Source organism: Formosa sp. Hel1_33_131, from assembly GCF_001735745.1.
GTDB lineage: Bacteria > Bacteroidota > Bacteroidia > Flavobacteriales > Flavobacteriaceae > Hel1-33-131.
The window spans coordinates 640,883-659,690 of the sequence record NZ_CP017260.1 but is presented as its reverse complement, the minus strand read 5'-3'; the positions used below and the strand labels follow the sequence as shown (position 1 = coordinate 659,690).

General features: G+C 38.7%; 22 protein-coding genes. 5 read left to right on the top strand and 17 right to left on the bottom strand.

Annotated features, from left to right (window positions below):
* Positions 1-247 precede the first annotated feature (247 nt).
* Positions 248-955, bottom strand: a complete 708-nt coding sequence (gene pepE, locus FORMB_RS02900; RefSeq protein WP_069676024.1) for a dipeptidase PepE — start codon at positions 953-955, stop codon at positions 248-250.
* Positions 956-1,166: 211 nt separating this feature from the next.
* Here pepE and FORMB_RS02895 point away from each other — a divergent pair, with 211 nt between their 5' ends.
* Both FORMB_RS02895 and FORMB_RS02890 read left to right on the top strand, forming a co-directional pair.
* A complete protein-coding gene (locus FORMB_RS02895; RefSeq protein WP_069676023.1) occupies positions 1,167-1,910 on the top strand; it encodes a carboxypeptidase-like regulatory domain-containing protein in 744 nt (247 codons plus the stop codon).
* A 36-nt stretch (positions 1,911-1,946) separates the two neighbouring features.
* Positions 1,947-2,231: a Sec-independent protein translocase subunit TatA/TatB gene (locus FORMB_RS02890; RefSeq protein WP_069676022.1), complete on the top strand. Its 285-nt coding sequence runs from the start codon at positions 1,947-1,949 to the stop codon at positions 2,229-2,231.
* Positions 2,232-2,233: 2 nt separating this feature from the next.
* Here FORMB_RS02890 and FORMB_RS02885 read toward each other — a convergent pair whose 3' ends face one another.
* The 11 genes from FORMB_RS02885 to FORMB_RS02835 all read right to left on the bottom strand — a co-directional run bounded on the left by FORMB_RS02885 (position 2,234) and on the right by FORMB_RS02835 (position 12,579).
* Complete coding sequence (locus FORMB_RS02885; RefSeq protein ID WP_069676021.1) at positions 2,234-2,875, bottom strand: O-methyltransferase; 642 nt, start codon at positions 2,873-2,875, stop codon at positions 2,234-2,236.
* On the bottom strand, positions 2,876-3,958 hold the full coding sequence (locus FORMB_RS02880; RefSeq protein ID WP_069676020.1) for an amidohydrolase family protein: 1,083 nt from the start codon (positions 3,956-3,958) through the stop codon (positions 2,876-2,878).
* 9 nt (positions 3,959-3,967) lie between these two features.
* On the bottom strand, positions 3,968-4,492 hold the full coding sequence (locus FORMB_RS02875; RefSeq protein ID WP_069676019.1) for a 3-hydroxyanthranilate 3,4-dioxygenase: 525 nt from the start codon (positions 4,490-4,492) through the stop codon (positions 3,968-3,970).
* A gap of 30 nt (positions 4,493-4,522) precedes the next feature.
* The gene (locus tag FORMB_RS02870; RefSeq protein ID WP_069676018.1) at positions 4,523-5,305 is read right to left on the bottom strand and encodes an SDR family oxidoreductase; all 783 of its coding nucleotides are present in this window, start codon (positions 5,303-5,305) and stop codon (positions 4,523-4,525) included.
* 12 nt (positions 5,306-5,317) lie between these two features.
* Positions 5,318-6,763: an aldehyde dehydrogenase gene (locus FORMB_RS02865; protein ID WP_197493489.1), complete on the bottom strand. Its 1,446-nt coding sequence runs from the start codon at positions 6,761-6,763 to the stop codon at positions 5,318-5,320.
* Between the two features lie 2 nt (positions 6,764-6,765).
* Positions 6,766-7,164: a RidA family protein gene (locus FORMB_RS02860; protein ID WP_069676017.1), complete on the bottom strand. Its 399-nt coding sequence runs from the start codon at positions 7,162-7,164 to the stop codon at positions 6,766-6,768.
* Between the two features lie 22 nt (positions 7,165-7,186).
* On the bottom strand, positions 7,187-8,581 hold the full coding sequence (locus tag FORMB_RS02855; protein ID WP_069676016.1) for an FAD-dependent oxidoreductase: 1,395 nt from the start codon (positions 8,579-8,581) through the stop codon (positions 7,187-7,189).
* Positions 8,574-9,845, bottom strand: coding sequence for a kynureninase (gene kynU / locus FORMB_RS02850; RefSeq protein ID WP_069676015.1), 1,272 nt, complete (start codon positions 9,843-9,845; stop codon positions 8,574-8,576). The genes FORMB_RS02855 and kynU overlap by 8 nt, the downstream gene beginning before the upstream one ends.
* Before the next feature lie 72 nt (positions 9,846-9,917).
* Positions 9,918-10,580 carry a peptide-methionine (S)-S-oxide reductase MsrA gene (msrA, locus tag FORMB_RS02845; RefSeq protein ID WP_069676014.1) on the bottom strand — a complete coding sequence of 221 codons (663 nt, stop codon included), beginning with the start codon at positions 10,578-10,580 and terminating at the stop codon, positions 9,918-9,920.
* A gap of 122 nt (positions 10,581-10,702) precedes the next feature.
* Positions 10,703-11,482 (bottom strand): zinc ribbon domain-containing protein, encoded by a 780-nt coding sequence (locus tag FORMB_RS02840; protein WP_069676013.1) that lies wholly within the window; start codon positions 11,480-11,482, stop codon positions 10,703-10,705.
* Between the two features lie 2 nt (positions 11,483-11,484).
* Positions 11,485-12,579, bottom strand: coding sequence for a Nif3-like dinuclear metal center hexameric protein (locus FORMB_RS02835; RefSeq protein ID WP_069676012.1), 1,095 nt, complete (start codon positions 12,577-12,579; stop codon positions 11,485-11,487).
* Between the two features lie 45 nt (positions 12,580-12,624).
* Here FORMB_RS02835 and lpxK point away from each other — a divergent pair, with 45 nt between their 5' ends.
* Positions 12,625-13,629 carry a tetraacyldisaccharide 4'-kinase gene (gene lpxK / locus FORMB_RS02830; protein ID WP_069676011.1) on the top strand — a complete coding sequence of 335 codons (1,005 nt, stop codon included), beginning with the start codon at positions 12,625-12,627 and terminating at the stop codon, positions 13,627-13,629.
* 20 nt (positions 13,630-13,649) lie between these two features.
* Positions 13,650-14,099 (top strand): GNAT family N-acetyltransferase, encoded by a 450-nt coding sequence (locus FORMB_RS02825; RefSeq protein WP_069676010.1) that lies wholly within the window; start codon positions 13,650-13,652, stop codon positions 14,097-14,099.
* On the opposite strand, the gene gap is transcribed toward FORMB_RS02825, so the two are convergent.
* From gap to FORMB_RS02800, 5 genes are read right to left on the bottom strand one after another with little or no spacing between them, the layout of a single operon-like run.
* Positions 14,096-15,088: a type I glyceraldehyde-3-phosphate dehydrogenase gene (gene gap, locus FORMB_RS02820; RefSeq protein ID WP_069676009.1), complete on the bottom strand. Its 993-nt coding sequence runs from the start codon at positions 15,086-15,088 to the stop codon at positions 14,096-14,098. The two genes, FORMB_RS02825 and gap, sit on opposite strands and share 4 nt — an antisense overlap.
* A 2-nt stretch (positions 15,089-15,090) precedes the next feature.
* On the bottom strand, positions 15,091-15,966 hold the full coding sequence (gene lipA, locus FORMB_RS02815) for a lipoyl synthase (protein WP_069676008.1): 876 nt from the start codon (positions 15,964-15,966) through the stop codon (positions 15,091-15,093).
* A 46-nt stretch (positions 15,967-16,012) separates the two neighbouring features.
* Positions 16,013-17,230, bottom strand: coding sequence for an NRAMP family divalent metal transporter (locus FORMB_RS02810; RefSeq protein ID WP_069676007.1), 1,218 nt, complete (start codon positions 17,228-17,230; stop codon positions 16,013-16,015).
* A complete protein-coding gene (locus tag FORMB_RS02805; protein WP_069676006.1) occupies positions 17,227-17,778 on the bottom strand; it encodes an RNA polymerase sigma factor in 552 nt (183 codons plus the stop codon). The genes FORMB_RS02810 and FORMB_RS02805 overlap by 4 nt, the downstream gene beginning before the upstream one ends.
* Before the next feature lie 15 nt (positions 17,779-17,793).
* The gene (locus tag FORMB_RS02800) at positions 17,794-17,997 is read right to left on the bottom strand and encodes a membrane or secreted protein (RefSeq protein ID WP_069676005.1); all 204 of its coding nucleotides are present in this window, start codon (positions 17,995-17,997) and stop codon (positions 17,794-17,796) included.
* 103 nt (positions 17,998-18,100) lie between these two features.
* Between FORMB_RS02800 and aqpZ the strand changes: the two genes are divergently transcribed.
* Entirely contained in the window at positions 18,101-18,787 is a 687-nt protein-coding gene (gene aqpZ / locus FORMB_RS02795; RefSeq protein WP_069676004.1) for an aquaporin Z, read from the top strand.
* Positions 18,788-18,808: the final 21 nt, after the last annotated feature.

The following is an 18,808-nucleotide window of genomic DNA, read 5'->3' as shown; positions in this document are numbered from 1 at the left end:
GAGTAGAGAGAATAGAGTAGAGAACAAAGAATCAAGAACCAAGACGATGTCATTGCGAGTTTACCTATCGGCAGACAGGCTCGTAATGACGGGTGTGTATTGTCGTTGGGGGCGTAGCGCTGCAATCTCATGAAAAGGAGTCGTAATTTTCAACAGATTACTTCGTCTTGATACTTTGTACTCCCTACTTAGTACTCTCTTTTCTCTTTGTTCTTGACTCTTGTCTGTTGCCTCTAACGAACAATCATTAATTCAAACCCGACACATCCGACTCTGGCTTTAGCTCATAAGGCGTTTTATTTTTCTCAAACACTCGTGCGTTTAAGGGTCCTTTCAGCGTGATTTTTGATCCTAGAACTTCCAAATAACTCCCTTCTCTGAGTCCAATAACGGGCTGTGAATTAAAGTGATGAAATTCTTGTATTCTGGTTTCACGGGTTTCGCCCATATGCGTGCTGCTCGGATCTGGGTCTAAATAGTGTGGATTGATATTAAATGGAACAAGTCCCAATGTTTGAAAACTTTTTGGATAGGCAATCGGCATATCGTTCGATGTGCCAATGGTAAGACCACAAATATTACTTCCGGCACTGGTACCTACATAAGGCGTACCCGATTCAATCGCAGTTTTTAGTTCGTTAAAGACATCCATTTTGTAAAGTTGATCTACCAAAACAAATGTATTACCTCCGCCTGCAAAAATTCCTTCTGCATTTTTTAGAGCTTCTTTTGGATGCTCAAATTCATGCAGCCCTTTGACTGTTTTTCCTATTTTAGAAAAAGCCAGTTGGACAATTTCTGTATAGGCATCATGCGACATCCCACCGGGACGTGCATACGGAATAAAGAGAATGGTTTCTACATTCTTAAAATGAATTTTTAAAGCGTCCAACAGATAGTCTAAATAACCACTGCCATGCACGGTAGAGGTGCTCGCAATTAGGATTTGTTTCATGTGTCTATATTTATTATTTTAAAAGGTCACATGCTGCCTGCCTGCAGCAGGCAGGTTCGCTATTAGTCATTCCCATGGGTGATAATAATTTTAGTATGCTCGTCTCATCTTTTATTTTTTGTAAATTTACCGAATAATATAATTTCAAATCAATTTGAGGACTTCTTTTTTTTCAATGCAATCCATTCTATGTCTTATAATAGTTAGTGGGATGACAGTAGGTATTGCTCATGCTCAAAAGGTGGAACTCTCAGGTAAAATTATTACCAATGGAGAGCTAGAAGGGATTCATGTCATTAATAAAACGTCTTACCGTTATACCACCACCGATCAAAATGGATTGTTTATCGTAGAAGGAAAACTGTCGGATTCGCTTTATTTTTCATCCATTCAATACCTTCCAAAAACCATTGTTTTGACAGCGCAGCATATCAACAGTAAATCAATCACGGTGAGCCTTTCTGAATCTATCAATGCCTTAGATGAGGTAATGATTGGAACGGTCTTAACTGGTGATTTGAATTCGGACATTACAAACTCTGAGGTCGAACGTCCCATGGACTTTTACGATTTAGGAATTCCGGGCTATACAGGTCTGCGAATGAATTTGGCAGAAAGACGTCTTTTTGAAGCAGATGCAGGTCCTCTTGTTATTGGTTTAGGTTTAAATTTTTCCAAGCTCCTTAATATGATGTCTGGTCGTACTAAAATGCTTAAAGAACAACTCAAACTAGATAAAGACAAAAAAACCATTCAGTATATAAAAGACGTTGTAGGGCCGATTTTTTTTACAACCAATGAGTTAAAAAAAGATAAGCGTGTAGAATTTTACTATTTCTGTGCAGATGCGCCTGATTTTTTACAACGCTGTCGAGGACGAAGTGAATTAGAAATTTTACAATTCTTAGAGGATAAATTAAAAGCTTTCAAAATTGCAAGTTTGTCTAAAAATTAACAAAACAGATCAAAGAAATCTCGTTATATTTGTACCATGATACACACGCACTTTTTATTTATTAGTGGTACTGAAATCACGTTTATATTATTTATCGTGATTCTGGTGTTTGGGGCGGATAAAATTCCTGGCATTGCAAAAGGCATGGGTAAAGGCATGCGTACGCTCAAGGATGCGACCAATGATATCAAAGGAGAAATTCAAAAAAGTGCCGATAAAAATGGCATCGATACTTCGATTACTAAAGATGTAAAGGAAGAACTTGATAAAGTAAAAGAAGAGGTCAAAGACCTAACAGGATCTGTCCGTCGAAATTTCTAAAGCTATTTTTTTATACTTACCGTAAGTCCATCTCTGATAGGAAGTAACACGGTTTCCAAGCGCGGATCTTCTTTTAACAAAGCATTGTATTCTAAAACAATTTTGGTTGATACATCTGAAGGGTCAAGAGTTTCAATTACTTTCCCACTCCATAAAACATTGTCAGAAAGAATCACCCCTCCAGAGTTGAGCTTGTCTATGATTTGATGAAAATAATTAATATAATTAGGTTTGTCAGCATCCATAAACACCAAATCAAACGTAGTGTCTAGGGTGGGGATGATGTCCAATGCCGATCCTAAATGTTGAATTATTTGAGATCCATAATCAGATTTATCAAAATAGCTGCGTTGAAAATCCACCAATTCTTCGTTGATATCGATCGTGTGTAAAATACCATTTTTGTCTAGGCCCTCTGCCAAACACAAGGCCGAATAGCCTGTAAAGGTTCCCAATTCCAAAATGGTTTTGGGTCGAATGAGTTTGGATAATACACTCAAAACCCGTCCTTGATAATGCCCACTCAACATGCGGGGTTGCAAAATTTTCTGATACGTTTCTCTAGTGAGTGTTGCTAAAAGTGCGGGTTCTTCCTCGGAGTGTTTCACAACATAGTCGTCCAATTTTTCTGATATAAAATGCATTTAAGAAAGTATTTTTTGAATCAATTTTTCAGCCTGTACTTTGTCTTCCCCAAACAACCATCTTAAAACATTGTCTTCCCAAATTTCGTCGTACTGCGTTTCGGATATTAATTTCCGGTCAATAGCAAGATCTAGTAATTTTCCTGGATAAGAAGACTGCGCTTCGCTTTCCATTTCTCCTAACGGATAAGGATCGTCCAAGCCCATAATAATTTGATTACTCCCTTGACGTTTCAACATTAGTTCTAATGAATCGGTGTCATGAACCAAGGTGTCAAAATAGATATTTGGGTGTCCAACTGCTTTTCGGGGGTGAGTTTTACCCTCAAATAAATCAGGGCGACCGTCAAACCCTTGAATTCGTCTTCCAAGGTTCATTTGCGCCATTTGACCTCCATGTGCAAAACACGTTCGGATGTTAGGATAGCGTTCTTGCATACCGTTTAAGGTATAAAAATGATACGCATCTCCACATTGTGCCAGCATCCAAATTAAATGAAAACGCCACGAAGTGTTTTCGAGCTTAATCATCTTTTCACCATCATAAGGATGGACTTCAATCGCTAAATTATATTCATTTGCCAATTCAAAAATCGGGTCATTTTCCTTATCAAACACACTTCGCCATTGCCCAATACTGTCCATAAAGTGAGTGGGTAAACACAACACTCTTAAACCTAATTCTTTGACACAGCGTTCAATTTCCCATAAGGCCCCTTGAATAAATCCGGGATGCACCACAAATCCACAAGTGAATTTGGAGGCATTATCCAGTTGTATTTTGGCATTGTAGTCGTTTTGAAAACGCAAAGCTTTTTTCATTTCTTCCAAACGCAATCCGTTCCCATAGAGCTGTGATAAATTTAAAACCACTGCATGGTCAATTTTATTATGATCCATCCACTCCAGTTTTTCATCCAAGAAAAAACTTGAATGCGTCACCGGTCGACTCCAACCTTTTTGAAGCATATGCTTGCGCTCATCGTCCACCCAAAAAATCTCCTTTTCTTTCATGAATTGAGGAATTTCCTCTGGATAAGGTAGTAAATGGGAATGTCCGTTGATGCGAAGTTTACGTTTCATCTGTTTGTTTTAAATTTTGTTTGGTGCCTCCATTTTAGTGCCACATTGGGTGCAGGTACATTTTTCTTCACTTGAATAATAGCGATCAAATATAATCGGCATATCGGTTTCAATATTATCTAGCACAAAAGGCGCTCTGAACAGTTGATGGTTGCAATTTTCGCAATACCATTCCAAAGCATCTTCCACACCTTCCGGTCGTGGATACTCAATGACGATCCCTACCGTGTTTGCGCCCCGTTGTGGGGAATGGGGGACTTTTGAGGGTAATAAATATATATCACCTTCTTTGATATGGACATCTTTTGCAACGCCCTTGTCAATGATTTTTAAAATGATATCCCCTTCTAATTGATAGAAAAATTCAGGGGTTTCATTATAATGATAATCTTTTCGATTATTGGGACCACCAACAACCATTACAATATATTCGCCATCGTTCCACACACATTTGTTTCCAACAGGCGGTTTTAATAATGCTCTGTTTTCTTCAATCCACGCTTTGATATTTAGGGGAGATACTAGCTTGCTCATGGGTTTTGTATTAGGATTAATTTTTTCAAGTTACAAAGATTTTGTGCGACCACCATCTACTGGGATATTTACGCCGTTTATATAGCTCGCTGCTTCACTCGCCAAAAACACAATTGCATTGGCCGTTTCTTCTGGTTTTGCAAAGCGTTTTGCAGGCGTATAAGTTTTCATGATTGCGGTCATTTCTTTGATACTCGTCTGCGCTTGATTGGCTTTAATTTTAATAATCTCATTCAAACGCTCCGTTTCTGTAAATCCAGGCAATACATTATTGACCGTAATTCCAAAACGTCCTAATTCAAAGGACAGTGTTTTACTCCAGTTGCCAACGGCATTTCGGATGGTGTTACTCACACCCAAGCCTTCAATCGGTTCTTTTACCGAGGTTGAAATGATATTTATAATACGTCCATAAGACGCCTCTTTCATAAAAGGAACCGTGAGTTGCGCGAGTACATGGTTACATTTCAGATGTTGTGTAAAGGCATTCTCAAACTCCTCCAAGCTGGCGTCGATAATCGCACCACTTCTAGGGCCTCCTGTATTGTTGACAAGAATATGGAACCCATGATTTTTTTGAATATAGCTTTCAACTTTGGATTTTAAATCTGAGGGATTCATAAAATCAGCAATGATATAATCGTGTTGATCTGCGTTTGGAAGTGACGCAATAACGTCTTTCAGTTTGGCTTCATTTCTAGCGACCAAGGTGAGTGTAACCCCTTCAGAAGCCAAGGCGAAAGCAGCTGCTTTTCCAATGCCTTGCGTACTTCCACACACAAGGGCGTTTTTATGTTCTAAGTTTAAGTTCATCTGTCTTTTTTATTATTTGTAATTGATACATATATTTTTTGTTTCGGTGAAAAAACGGAGGACTTCAAATCCGCCTTCCCGACCGACACCTGATGATTTTACGCCTCCAAATGGAGTGCGCAAATCGCGTTGCATCCAAGTATTTACCCAGACTATTCCTGTTTCTAGTTTCTCAGAGAACATTAGACTTCGCTTTAAATTATTGGTCCATACCGTAGCGGACAAACCATATTTTACATCGTTCGCCATCGCTAAAACTTCGGCATCTGAGGTAAAAGACATCAGGGTAACGACAGGTCCAAAAATCTCTTCTTGATTTAATTTACACTGATTGGAATCGACTTCAATAATCGCAGGTGAAAGGTAGTAACCATTTTCATAACCTTCCACATGAACTTGTTCCCCTCCCAATAACAATCTGCTTTCTGTGGGGTCAATACCCTCAATATAAGACCGTACTTTTTCATAATGTGTTTTAGACACCAAAGCTCCAATTTGTGTCGATTCATCAGAGGGATGCCCTACCACAAGCTGCCGAACACGTTCTGTAAAATCGATCTTAAATTGTTCATAAATGGAGGCTTCCACAAAAATCCGACTCCCGCACAAACAAATTTGACCTTGGTTAGAAAATGAAGACCTTACTGTAGTGGTTAGCATTTTCTCGTAATCACAATCCGCAAAAATGATGTTTGGATTTTTCCCACCCAATTCGAGGGACAATTTTTTAAACATGGGGGCCGCCGTTTTGGCAATAAATTTACCTGTTTCTGTACCTCCCGTAAAGGAGATTGCTTTGATATGAGGATGTTCTACAATCGCTTTTCCGGTGCTTGAACCCAAACCATGTACAATATTTAAAACCCCTTTTGGAAGTCCTGCCTCGTTACAAATTTCTCCCAACAAAAAGGCAGTATAAGGTGTTACTTCACTAGGTTTAGCAACCACACAATTGCCTGCTGCCAGAGCAGGTGCTATTTTCCATGACAATAAATACAAGGGTAAATTCCATGGAGAGATGCAACCCACAACGCCTATTGGATGTCGCAGGGTATAGTTGATTGTTTTTTCACTTTTTGTTTCGTGGCTTTCGCTATAAAATTGAGTGATCGCATGCCCAAAAAATCGGAAGTTACTCGCCGCTCGTGGAATGTCAACTGCCCTTGCAACAGATATGGGTTTTCCATTATCTTTACTTTCTGCCGCTGCAAAGCGGTCTAAATTGGCTTCAATCAAACCGGCTATTTTCAATAAAATAGCACTTCTTTTTTCTATGGAGGTTTCAGACCAAGGGATGAATGCTTTTTGAGCAGCCTCATAAGCGGCTTGCACATCTTTAGAACTCGAGTTTGGAGTTTTTCCATACACTAAACCATCGGCAGGACCTATATTGTCGATCCATTCGTTTTGAATGGGATCTGAAAACACACCGTCGATATAGTTTTGTATGTGGATCATGCTCATTTTTTATAGGCCATTACTTTAATTTCGACCACCAAATCCGGGTGTGGAAGTTGATGTACCGCAACTGTGGTGCGCGCCGGCCCTGTTTCTGGACTGAAAAACTCGGCATAGGTTTTATTATAGCCTGCAAAATCATTCATATTTACTAAAAAGGTCGTGACATCAACCACATCTTCTAAGCTCGCTCCTTCCTTGATTAGATTGGTGTTTATATTTTGAAGGACTTCCCGCGTTTGTGTTTCAATATTCAAGTGCTTCGTACCCATTTCATCAATGATATCCACGCCAGCAATGCTGTTGTCTGCCCGTCTCGAACTGGTGCCTGAAACAAAGATAAAATCTCCAACACGTTTGGTGTGTGGATAGGCGCCTCTTGGTGTGACTTTGGTACTCATAGTGTTCGTTTTTGTTAGTATTTTAATATTTTGTAAGCGTGCCCTCTGTAAGGATGCTTTTTGTTTCTTCCTGTACTTTTTTAAGCTGATCCTTTAAATTTTCTTTCGGATCTATTTTTTGAGCGGATAGCATGTTCAAGATCGCTTTGTCTTGTGCACGACCCACAGTCATTGCTTCGTTATAACCAATTGTTTCTTTGAAAGTCACCAATGAATATTTTGAATAATAAGTCTCTGGAAATTCAGCTTCTAAAGCCATTTCAATTTTTCGTTTTTCTTGAAAAATGGGGTTGGCAATATGATCCTTCATTTCGTGAAAATTATCAATTGCTAAATCAGCAATCGCATCGGTGTCCACTTTTCTGTGTGTTTCAAACGCTTTGAATGTGGCTTCCCAATCGCCTTCATGCCGATCTAAAAAGGCATCAAATTCGACTACATCTTCAAAAGAAGCATTCATGCCTTGTCCGTAAAACGGAACAATAGCGTGTGCGGAGTCACCTAGTAAAAGGCTATTGCCTTTATAGTGCCAAGGAAAACATTTCACCGTTCCTAAGGGTGCGGTTGGGTTTTCAAAAAACTCTTCCACTAAATTGGGCATTAAATCCAGTGCATCAGGGAATTCCTTTTTGAAAAATTCAGTGACAATTTCGGGGGTTGTCAAATTATTGAAATTGTATTCGCCAGTTTCATAACTTAAAAACAGGGTCACCGTAAAGCTGCCCTCTAAATTTGGTAATGCAATGATCATAAAATCGCCTCTCGGCCAAATATGAAGTGCATTTTTAAAGGCCTTAAATTCGCCACTTTTTGTGGGCTGAATGGTTAATTCCTTATAGCCATGTGTGAGGTAATTCTGTGAAAAACTAAATAAAAATTTACGTTCTTGGAAATAACTTTTTCTTAGGGAGGAACCCGCGCCATCTGTTCCAAAGATGAGGTCTGCGGATACCTCAAAAGCATCGCCAGAAATGGTGTCTTCAAAATGCCCTACTTTGGCTTCAAAATCAACTTTTATACTACGTTTATTAAATTCAATGGTCACATTATCCAGCGCTTCTGCTTCGTCCAATAAGAGGGCGGTTAGCAATTCTCTCGAAATGGAATTTATAGATTCGTTTTCACGACCACTGTAGTTTGAAAGAAAGGTATTTCCTTCTTTGTCATGAATCATTCTGCCGTGCATTGGAATACACAGAGATTCAACTTTTGAATCCAATCCAACCATTTTAATCGCTTTCAGTCCACGATTTGAAAAGGCCAAATTGATAGAACGCCCAGCACTGATATCTACTTTTCGTAAATCTTGACGCATTTCAATCACGCGTACGTTAAATCCGCGTTGACCAAGTCGCAAAGCGAGTAAGGATCCACAGAGTCCGGCTCCAATAATTAATATATTTTCTTGCCTAGGCATTCAGAATTGTTTTTAAGATTTCTACCATTTTATAAACATCTTCAAAGGAGTTGTAAAAAGGGGTAGGGGCACAACGAATCACATCTGGAGTTCTCCAGTCAGTGATCACGTATGCAGCAGTTAATTTTGTATGTAAAGATTTGTTTGCGTTTTTCACTTGTATGGACAATTGACATCCGCGTTGTTCAGGATCTTTAGGTGTGATGATCGAAATGTTTTCATTCTGTAATTCCAGAATAAGGTATTCCATATAGCCGGTCAGTTTTATGGATTTTTCTCTTAATGCGGGCATCCCTACCTCATTAAATAATTCTAAAGACGCTTTGATTGCTGCCATGGATAAGATGGGTGGGTTGCTTAATTGCCAACCTTCCGCGCCAGGAGTAATGTCTAAGGGTTGCCGCATGTCAAAACGGGTGGCTTTGTTTTGACTCCACCAACCTGCAAATCGTTTTAAGGAAGTGTCATTGGCATAGCGTTCGTGAACAAAAATTCCGCCGAGACTTCCTGGACCTGAATTCATGTATTTATACGTACACCAAGCCGCAAAATCTACTCCTGATTCGTGAAGGTTTGGTTGAATGTTTCCAACCCCATGTGCCAAGTCAATTCCGACTTTACATCCCTGTTGGTGGCCGAGTTCTGCAATTCTTTTTAAATCTAAATATTGTCCTGTATAATAATTGACGCCGCCAATTAATAACATAGCGATTTCATCGCCTTGCGTTTCTAAAATAGATTCTAGATCTTCGATGTTTAGAAGGGTTTCACCGTTTCTAGGGGTCCATTCTACAAGCGATTCCGAAGGGTCAAATCCATGAAACTGTAATTGTGTTTCTACGGCATACCGATCGGAAGGAAAGGCGTCGCTTTCAATGACGATTTTATATTTTGTTTTGGTAGGTTGATAAAAGGAAACCATCAATAAATGAAGATTTGTCGTCAGCGTATTCATGATGACCACTTCTATGGGTTTCGCACCCACAATCTCCGCCATGGTTTTGGTCAAAAATTCGTGGTAAGGCATCCAAGGGTTTTTGGCTTCAAAATGTCCTTCAACACCCAAGTTTGCCCAATCATCCAACTCTTGTTGAATGTGGTTTTTGGTTTCTTTGGGTTGAAGTCCCAGAGAGTTTCCGGTAAAATATAACCACTCGTCTCCATTCGTATTTTTAGGAATGTAAAACTTTTCACGGTAGTGGGCTAAAGGATCTTTTTGATCTTGTGCTTTAGCATAATCGATTCCGGGCTTGTAATTTGTCAACTTCTGATGGTTTGAATTCTCTCAAAAATAAGCAATTTTGATTGAAAACAAAATGGAATTGCAGCTTAAAAATTAATGCTTCGATTTAAGTAAGTCAGGAAATTTTTGTTGAAATTTCCGTAAACGAGGGATGGAAACATTTCGTATGTAGGAATTATTCGGATGCAGACGCTCATAATTTTGATGGTAATCTTCGCCTTTCCAGAATTTTAGAAAGGGATACACTTCTGCAGCAACACTTATGTTTAACGCTTTTCCAAGGGTCTCTTTCTTTTGATCTATAATTGCTTTTTGTGCCTTATTTTGATAGAAAATAATAGAGCGGTATTGGGAGCCTCTATCAGGCCCTTGGCCATTGACTTGCGAGACGTTCTGAGAACCGAAATACACATCTAACAAGGTTGAGAAGCTCACAACTGTTGGATCGTAAATAACTTCTACAGCTTCGGCATGTCCTGTTCTTCCAGTATTACTAGCATGGTAAGTTGGGTTGTCGGTATAGCCACCTGCATAACCATTAATGACTTCAGAAACGCCTTTGACACTTTCATATATGGCCTCGACACACCAAAAACACCCACTGGCAAAATAGGCACGTGCCATGCCATCTTTTAGAGGGACTTCAATGGGAGCGGCATTTTCTACTTCAAGTTGCATTTTAGTTTTTTCTTTTTTTGTTTGACAACTCATAAAACTGAAGGTCAAGCAAAGCATAAGTGTGGTAAGATTCTTCATGGGTTTTTATGTTTATTTACGCAATAAAATTACAACCCAAATTTTATAATAGTGTGAAAATTATATTAAATAAAAAAAGCCCTCATTAAAAATGAAGGCTTTGAATAATGTAAGGTAAAAAGTTAAAGTTTAGAAATCAATTTTTCCATTTTAAGTTTTTGTTCTTCGGCTAAAACAGCATCTACTAAAATTCGACCACTGTGTTCATCTGTGATGATTTTTTTGCGAGACGCAATTTCCATTTGCACTTGTGGTGGGATTGTAAAGTAAGATCCCCCGGAAGCACCTCTTTCAATAGGTACAATGGCTAAGCCATTTTTGACGTTAGTACGTATTTTAGTGTAAGCTTTTACAAGGCGTTCTTCAATGTTCTTTTTGTAATCGTCTGATTTGGCCAATAAAAGTTTTTCTTCTTTTTCGGTTTCAGCAAGGATCGCATCAAGATCTGCTTTTTTATGTTTTAAATGCGTTTCGCGTTCTTCTAAACGTTCTTTAGTAGAAGTGATCACAACATTTTTTTGTTCCATTTGAGCACTAAATTCTTTGATGTGTTTTTCGGCCAATTGGATTTCTAATTCTTGAAACTCAACTTCTTTAGTTAAAGAGTTAAACTCACGATTGTTACGAACATTTTTTTGTTGTTCGGTATATTTTTTAATCAAACCAGTCGCTTCTTCAATAAGAATCTTTTTAGCTTTTATTTGATTGTCGATTTCGGTTAGACTTTCTTCAAGCTTTTGAACTCTGTTTTTGAATCCTTCAACATCATCTTCTAAATCTCTAACTTCTAAAGGAAGTTCCCCTCTCACATTTCTAATTTCGTCAACTCTTGAGTCGATTAATTGTAAATCATAAAGAGCTCTTAATCGATCCTCTACGCTTAGTTCTTTCTTTTTAGCCATGCTTATTTATACTTTACGGGATTTGTATTTGTCTTTGATAAAAGGACTGCAAAATTAGTAATTTTTTTCTTAAGATGGGCAACTAAAATATTTTTTATATGTTGCTCGCTTTCATAGTGCCCTACGTCTGCCAATAACAGCGAATTTTCAGCACTAAAAAAATCGTGATATTTTAAATCAGCGGTGATAAAGGCATCAGCACCAGCGGCCTTAGCAGCTTCGATTGCAAAGCTTCCTGACCCTCCTAACACGGCTACTTTTTGGATGGGAGTTTCTAAGAATTCCGAATGCCGTATAAGTGTGCAATTTAAACGGGTTTTTATAAAGTCTATAAACGAAGTTTCGTCCATTGGTTGCTCTAACTGGCCAACCATTCCCATGCCAATATGTTGATTTTTGTTTTCTAAAGCGATGATTTCATAGGCAACTTCTTCATAAGGGTGGCTGCTAAAAAGTGTTTTTAGAATGTCATTTTCCAGATGTTTTGCAAAACTGACCGTGATTTTTGTTTCTGATACTTTTTGTAAAACATGCTTCGCTCCCATCACAGGATTTGAATGTTCATTTCCTTTAAAAGTTCCAGTACCTACGCTATTAAAACTACAATCGGTGTAATTTCCAATACTTCCAGCACTACTCTCAAACAAGGCGGTTCGGACGGCATCGGCATGTTGTTCAGGGACATAAGTGGTCAATTGTTTGATGGTTCCCACTTGTGGAATTAGAATCGCTTTATTTTTTAATCCTAAAAGATCACAAAGTCCAGCATTTGAGCCTTCAAAAGCATTGTCAAGTGCTGTATGGATGGCATAAATTGCAATTTTATGTTCGATCGCTTTTATCAATACACGTTCCACATAGGTGTTTCCCGTGATTTTTTTAAGGCCTTTAAAAATAATCGGGTGAAAACTCACAATCAAGTTGCATTGGTTTTCAATGGCTTCATCTACCACTGTTTCAAGAGTGTCTAGTGTCACTAATACACCTGTTACTTTAGTGGTTTTATGCCCGACCAAAAGGCCTACATTGTCAAATTCTTCAGCATAGGCAAGTGGGGCCAAAGCCTCTAAATGCGTGATCACATCTTGAACTATCATAAGTTTTTGTTTAAGTTCAAAGATAAAATAATTACTTTCGTTGCAATGAAGCTTTTTAGAAAAATATTATTCCCCTTTGTACCCCTCTATTATGCGGCGGTATTTTTAAGAAACAAATTATATGATTGGTCAATCTATAAGTCCAAATCTTATGAATTTCCATTGCTCTGTGTGGGCAATCTATCCGTAGGTGGCACTGGAAAAACACCCATGATTGAATATTTAATTACTCTGTTGGGTTCGAAGTATAAGCTGGCAACCCTCAGTCGTGGGTATGGACGAAAGTCCAAAGGCTTTCTGATTGCCACGCCAAATGCCACGTCTCAAGATATTGGGGACGAGCCTTTACAGATTTTCAATAAATTTAAAAATATTACGGTGGCAGTGGATGCCGATCGCCAAAATGGTTTAAAATATTTGAAAGAACACAACCCCTTGTTAGAAGTTGTGTTGTTAGATGATGCGTTTCAACACAGAAAAGTCACGGCAGGATTTAATATTCTACTGACCGCATACGATCAATTGTATTGTGATGATTTTGTTTTGCCAACAGGCAATCTGAGAGAACCTAAATTGGGTGCCAAACGTGCACAGTTAATTGTGGTAACGAAGTGTCCAGAAAATTTGGGTGACTTAGAAAAAACAGCAATCACTAAACGTTTGAATCCAGAAACCAATCAAACCGTATTTTTTAGCAGTATCCAGTACAGTGAAACGCTTATTTCATCGACTTCAAACCGTGCTTTGTCGGATTTAAAAGGAACTCATTTTACGCTGGTGACAGGCATTGCAAACCCGACACCTTTAGTCGAGTATTTAACTGAAATGGAACTTGAATTTGAGCATTTAAACTATAAGGATCATCATGAGTTTTCTAAACCTGAATTGGAATTCATACATTCAAAATCGTTGGTAGTAACTACCGAAAAAGATTTTTCACGCTTGCATACAGAGGCACAAGATCATATATACTATTTGCCCATTCAATTGAAAATAGAGAACGCTTCGGAGTTTGAACGTTTGGTGGCGGGGTATGTTGAGGTTTTTTAGTTGATTTAGAAAAACACACAATGATCAGAAACTACACAAAAAAAGACAAATCAACTCTCATTGAATTATTACGACAGAACACTCCTGAATATTTTGATCCCTCCGAAGAGATTGAATTTATAAATTACCTAGATCATGAAGTAGAAGACTATTTTGTTTATGAACTTGATTTTAAAATTATCGGGGCTGGAGGTATCAACTATTTTTTGGAAGAAAAATCGGCACGAATCTCTTGGGATATGGTGGATTCAAAATCACAAGGAAAGGGCATCGGAAAAAAACTAACCCAACACAGAATCAACCATTTGAAGAGAAATACAGAAGTTGAAATCATTAGAGTCAGAACAAGTCAGCATGCCTATAAATTTTATGAGAAAATGGGCTTTGAATTAGAGAAAATTGAAAAAGAGTATTGGGCAAAAAACTTTGATTTGTATCTAATGCAGATGAGGAATGAGACAAATATCTAATTTTTTACTCTATAAATCAAATCTACAATACGGCTGGAGTAGCCTGTTTCGTTATCGTACCATCCAATAATTTTCACCATCGTTCCAATAACAGACGTCATTTGCGCATCAAAAATACAGGAATGCGTATTTCCGACAATATCAATCGACACAATCGGGTCTTCGGTATATTCTAAAACCCCTTTAAACGAGGTTTCAGCAGCCTCTTTAAACGCTTTGTTAATTGCTTCTACAGAAGTCTCCTTTTTTACATTAAACGTGATATCCGTTAGCGATCCATTAATAACCGGCACTCGAATTCCACAACCTCCAATACAGTTGGCCAACTCCGGAAATACTTTTGTCAATGCTTTCGCCGCTCCCGTTGTTGTGGGTACAATAGACTGTCCTGCAGCACGTGCACGTCTTAAATCTTTATGCGGTTGGTCATGTAAACTTTGATCGGATGTATAGGAATGCACCGTTGTGATGTATGCCTGGTTAATACCGCAAAGCTCGTTGATAATGGAGAGCATGGGCGCTGCATTATTAGTGGTACAAGAAGCGTTTGAAATGATGGTATCTTCTGTGTTTAATAAATCGTCATTTACTCCTAAAACGATTGTTTTGACAGTGTCATCGATAGGAGGGACGCTCAAAATAACTTTAGAAGCCCCGTTATTTATATGGTGAATTAACTCCTTTTTGGTTTTAAATTTCCCCGTTGCTTCAATGACGATGTCCACAGTATAGGGCGTCCAGTTGAGGTCTTTCAGATGGGATTTATTTAAGACAGGAATCGAATGACCATCAAGGATGATGTGCGTGTCATCGCTCGAAATAGTTCTTTTTAAAGTGCCGTGAATACTGTCGTATTTGAGTAGATGCGCCAAGGTTTTGGTATCTGCCAGATCGTTAATTGCAACCACTTCAATCGTTGGGTGTGCCAATAACAGTCTGAACACTCGACGCCCAATGCGTCCAAATCCATTGATTGCGACCCGTACCATCGTTAGTTGATGTGTTTTTGAGCTTTATAAGAAGATCTTACCAAGGCACTACTTTCTACATGGCGAAAGCCTAAATCCAATCCAATAGTTTCATATTCTTTGAATTGATCTGGGGTGATGAATTGCTTTACAGGCAAATGTTTTTTACTCGGTTGCAAGTATTGACCGATGGTAACCACATCTACATTCGCATTTTTTATATCGTGAAGCGTTTCAATCACTTCATCACGGGTTTCTCCAAGGCCAAGCATCAAACCTGTTTTGGTACGGCGTTGCCCTTGATCTTTTAGGTATTTTAAAACACCCAAACTTTTATCGTATTTCGCTTGAATGCGGACTTCACGTGTCAAGCGTCTTACCGTTTCCATATTATGAGACACCACTTCGGGAGCGACTTCTATAATGCGATCGATGTGTTTTTCAATCCCTTGAAAATCTGGAATTAAAGTCTCCATCGTGATGTTTGGATTCATACGTCTTACCGCTTTCACAGTTTCTGCCCACATGATACTTCCCATATCTTTCAAGTCATCACGATCTACACTCGTCAGAACCGCGTGTTTGATATTCATAATTTTGATGGAACGCGCAACTTTTTCAGGTTCATCCCAATCCACAGTTTCTGGCCGTCCTGTTTTGACGCCACAAAACCCACAAGAACGCGTACAGATATTTCCTAAAATCATAAAGGTTGCTGTGCCTTCTCCCCAGCATTCGCCCATATTCGGACAACTTCCGGAAGCACAGATGGTGTTGAGGTTGTATTTGTCAACAAGCCCTCTGAGTTCGGTGTATTTTTTGCCTGTTGGCAATTTGACACGAAGCCATTTTGGTTTGGGTTGTCTTATAATTGGGTCTGAAAGTGTTTCTACAGCCATGCGTTCAATTTGAGCCACAAAGATACAAAGTATTCTTATAAACAAATCATAAAATTGTGAGATACCACACGCTAAAACCGATTAAAAAAAGAATACCAAAACAGCTCATAATGTGGAGGATCTTGGATGGACGCCACTCCTTTGGGGTGTGTTTACTTGAAATTAAAATATAGTTGGTGAGTGCGTAAAAGGGAGCGGTTAAAAATGATAATACCGTGGCTACTTTTATGAGACTTCCCATTTCCGAGAGAAAGAAAAAATAAATACTGAGAGTTCCTAAAATTAATACAACGCTCCATATTAAATAGCCATTTTTGAAGGATTTTTCAAACACCAACTCCGTGGTTTTATGCATAGATCGTGGCGAGGCGTCAAGGGTTGTCAAGGTCGTACTAAACATGGTGGTGAACGCAGCGATTCCAATAATGACATAAGCCCAGTTGCCGAGACTTTGGGTGTACATATCGATAAGTTGAACAGAAAATGTACCAGCACTGTTGCTGAAACTATTGCCTGTAGGGTGCATGACAAGTGCGCCAAGTGCTACAAAACTAACCCCTAAAAGAATCGTTCCTAAATACCCAATATTAAAATCTAATAAAGCTGTTTTTGGATGGCGTTTCTCGGTGCTTGTTTTTTGCTTTTCAGTGGTCCATAACGAATGCCATACCGAAATATCCAAAGGCGCTGGCATCCATCCCATAAAGGCGATTAAAAATGTAATTTCAATACTGCCTTCTGGTAAGAGTTGTGTAAATGATACGGCCTCGCTCGAATTGTAAATGGCCATCGCAGTGGCAACCAAGGTTGTGAGGGTTAGAGTGATGATAATGACTTTCATCATGACGTCTAAAAATCGATACTTTCCAATATTTAAGATGATAAAACACACGCTTAAAATGACCACAGTCCAAACTTTTACGCTGATGAAGTCTCCAAATAAAGAAGTAGCAATACCGGCGGTTACAATCGTCACAGCCGCTTGAATGGTAAACATGGTTAGGGAAGTAAGTAGTCCGTACAGTATCAATACACCTTTTCCCAATTTCCGATAGCCTTCTAGTAAACTTTCACCCGTTGCACTGGCATAGCGAGGCCCGTATTGAAAAAACGGATATTTCACCAAATGAATGAGCAGTAACGCCCAGAGTAATCCAAATCCAAAATCTGCTCCTGCACGCGTGGACTGTACAAGATGAGAGACACCAATGGCAGCTCCTGCAAACAGAAGTCCAGGACCTAGTTTTTGTATAAAGCGTTTCATTGTTTTGTCAAAATAATTTCGGCTAGCAGTTTTTTGGCTCTTAAGAGTTTAATTTTTACATTATTTATTGGCGCCTCAATCTCATTAGAGATTTCCACATAAGATAATTCTTGGAAATACCGCAAATTAATCACTTGTTGGTAATGCGGTTTTAACTTTTTGATGTCTTTTAATAACTCCGCAAGATTTTGCTTCGTGATGAGTTTGTCTTCTGGGGAAGGTGCCTCATCTTGAATCCAATACACCCGCTTTTCATCTTCTTCAGACGTTTGATTGCTCAGAGATATTTTTTGTTTCCTTAAACTGTCAGAATGGGTATTTTTTGCAATGGTAATCAGCCATGTTTTGAATTTAAATGATTCATCAAAAGTATTGATTTTCTCAAAGGCTTTGGAAAATGCCTCGATTGTAATGTCTTCTGCGTCATTTTCATTACGGGTCCGTTTCATCAAAAACCCATACACATCGTTCCAAAATGTATGCAATAAAAAATTAAATGCAATTTGATCGTTTTCTTTAGCTTTCTGAATGGCGTCGTTTACTTCCAATGGGCTGGTATTGATTTAAGAGTGCTGAGGTTCAGAGCAATCTTCATATTCCTCGGGGGTTTTTCCACAAAAGCCACAGGCTTCCCCATCTTTGTTCAGCATGGGGTTTTGACTGGCACAAGTCCCTGCAAATACGCCATCTTTTTTTGCCCATATTTTTATTGAAATTCCTCCAACAGCAAGTCCTAAGAGCGCTAACGTAATTAAAAATAGAGTCATCGTATTTTTTTTTACAAAGATACACTTTTAAGGAATTTGATTTCGGTATGTGACTTTTTTTTAATTCTTGTGTCATATTTTAAAATCTAGATATTTTATTATTATGAAAAAATTATTTGCAGAGTTTTTTGGAACCTTTTGGCTTGTGTTTGGAGGTTGTGGTAGTGCTATTTTTGCAGCCGGATATCCAGATGTAGGAATTGGATTTGTAGGGGTTTCCCTCGCGTTTGGTTTAACCGTATTAACGATGGCTTTCGCAGTAGGCCCCGTTTCTGGGGCGCATTTTAACCCAGCAGTCACAATTGGTTTTTGGTCTTGTGGGCGTTTTGCTACCAAAGATTTATTAGGCTATATTCTAGTTCAAGTTCTTGGGGCGATTGTTGCTGCCGCTACTTTATTCTTAATTGTTTCAGGAAAATCTGATTTCGAAACAGTTGGAAGCTTCGCCGCAAATGGATATGGAGTGCTTTCTCCAGGCGGATATTCTATGACGTCTGTATTGATTACAGAATTTGTGACCACTGCTTTTTTTGTGATTATTATTCTTGGGAGCACGACTCATAAGTCCACCAAAAAATTCGCGCCTATTGCTATTGGGTTAGCACTCACATTGGTTCACTTGATTAGTATTCCTATTTCAAACACATCTGTAAATCCAGCGCGATCTACGGGTCAAGTATTTTTTGCTCAAGGCGGGGATTATGCAGGGCAGCTTTGGTTGTTTTGGTTGGCACCCATTGCAGGAGCACTTGTGGCTGGTTTTGTTTGTAGATTAAGTAAAAAGGCGTAAAACTTTTTTTAAAATATTTAA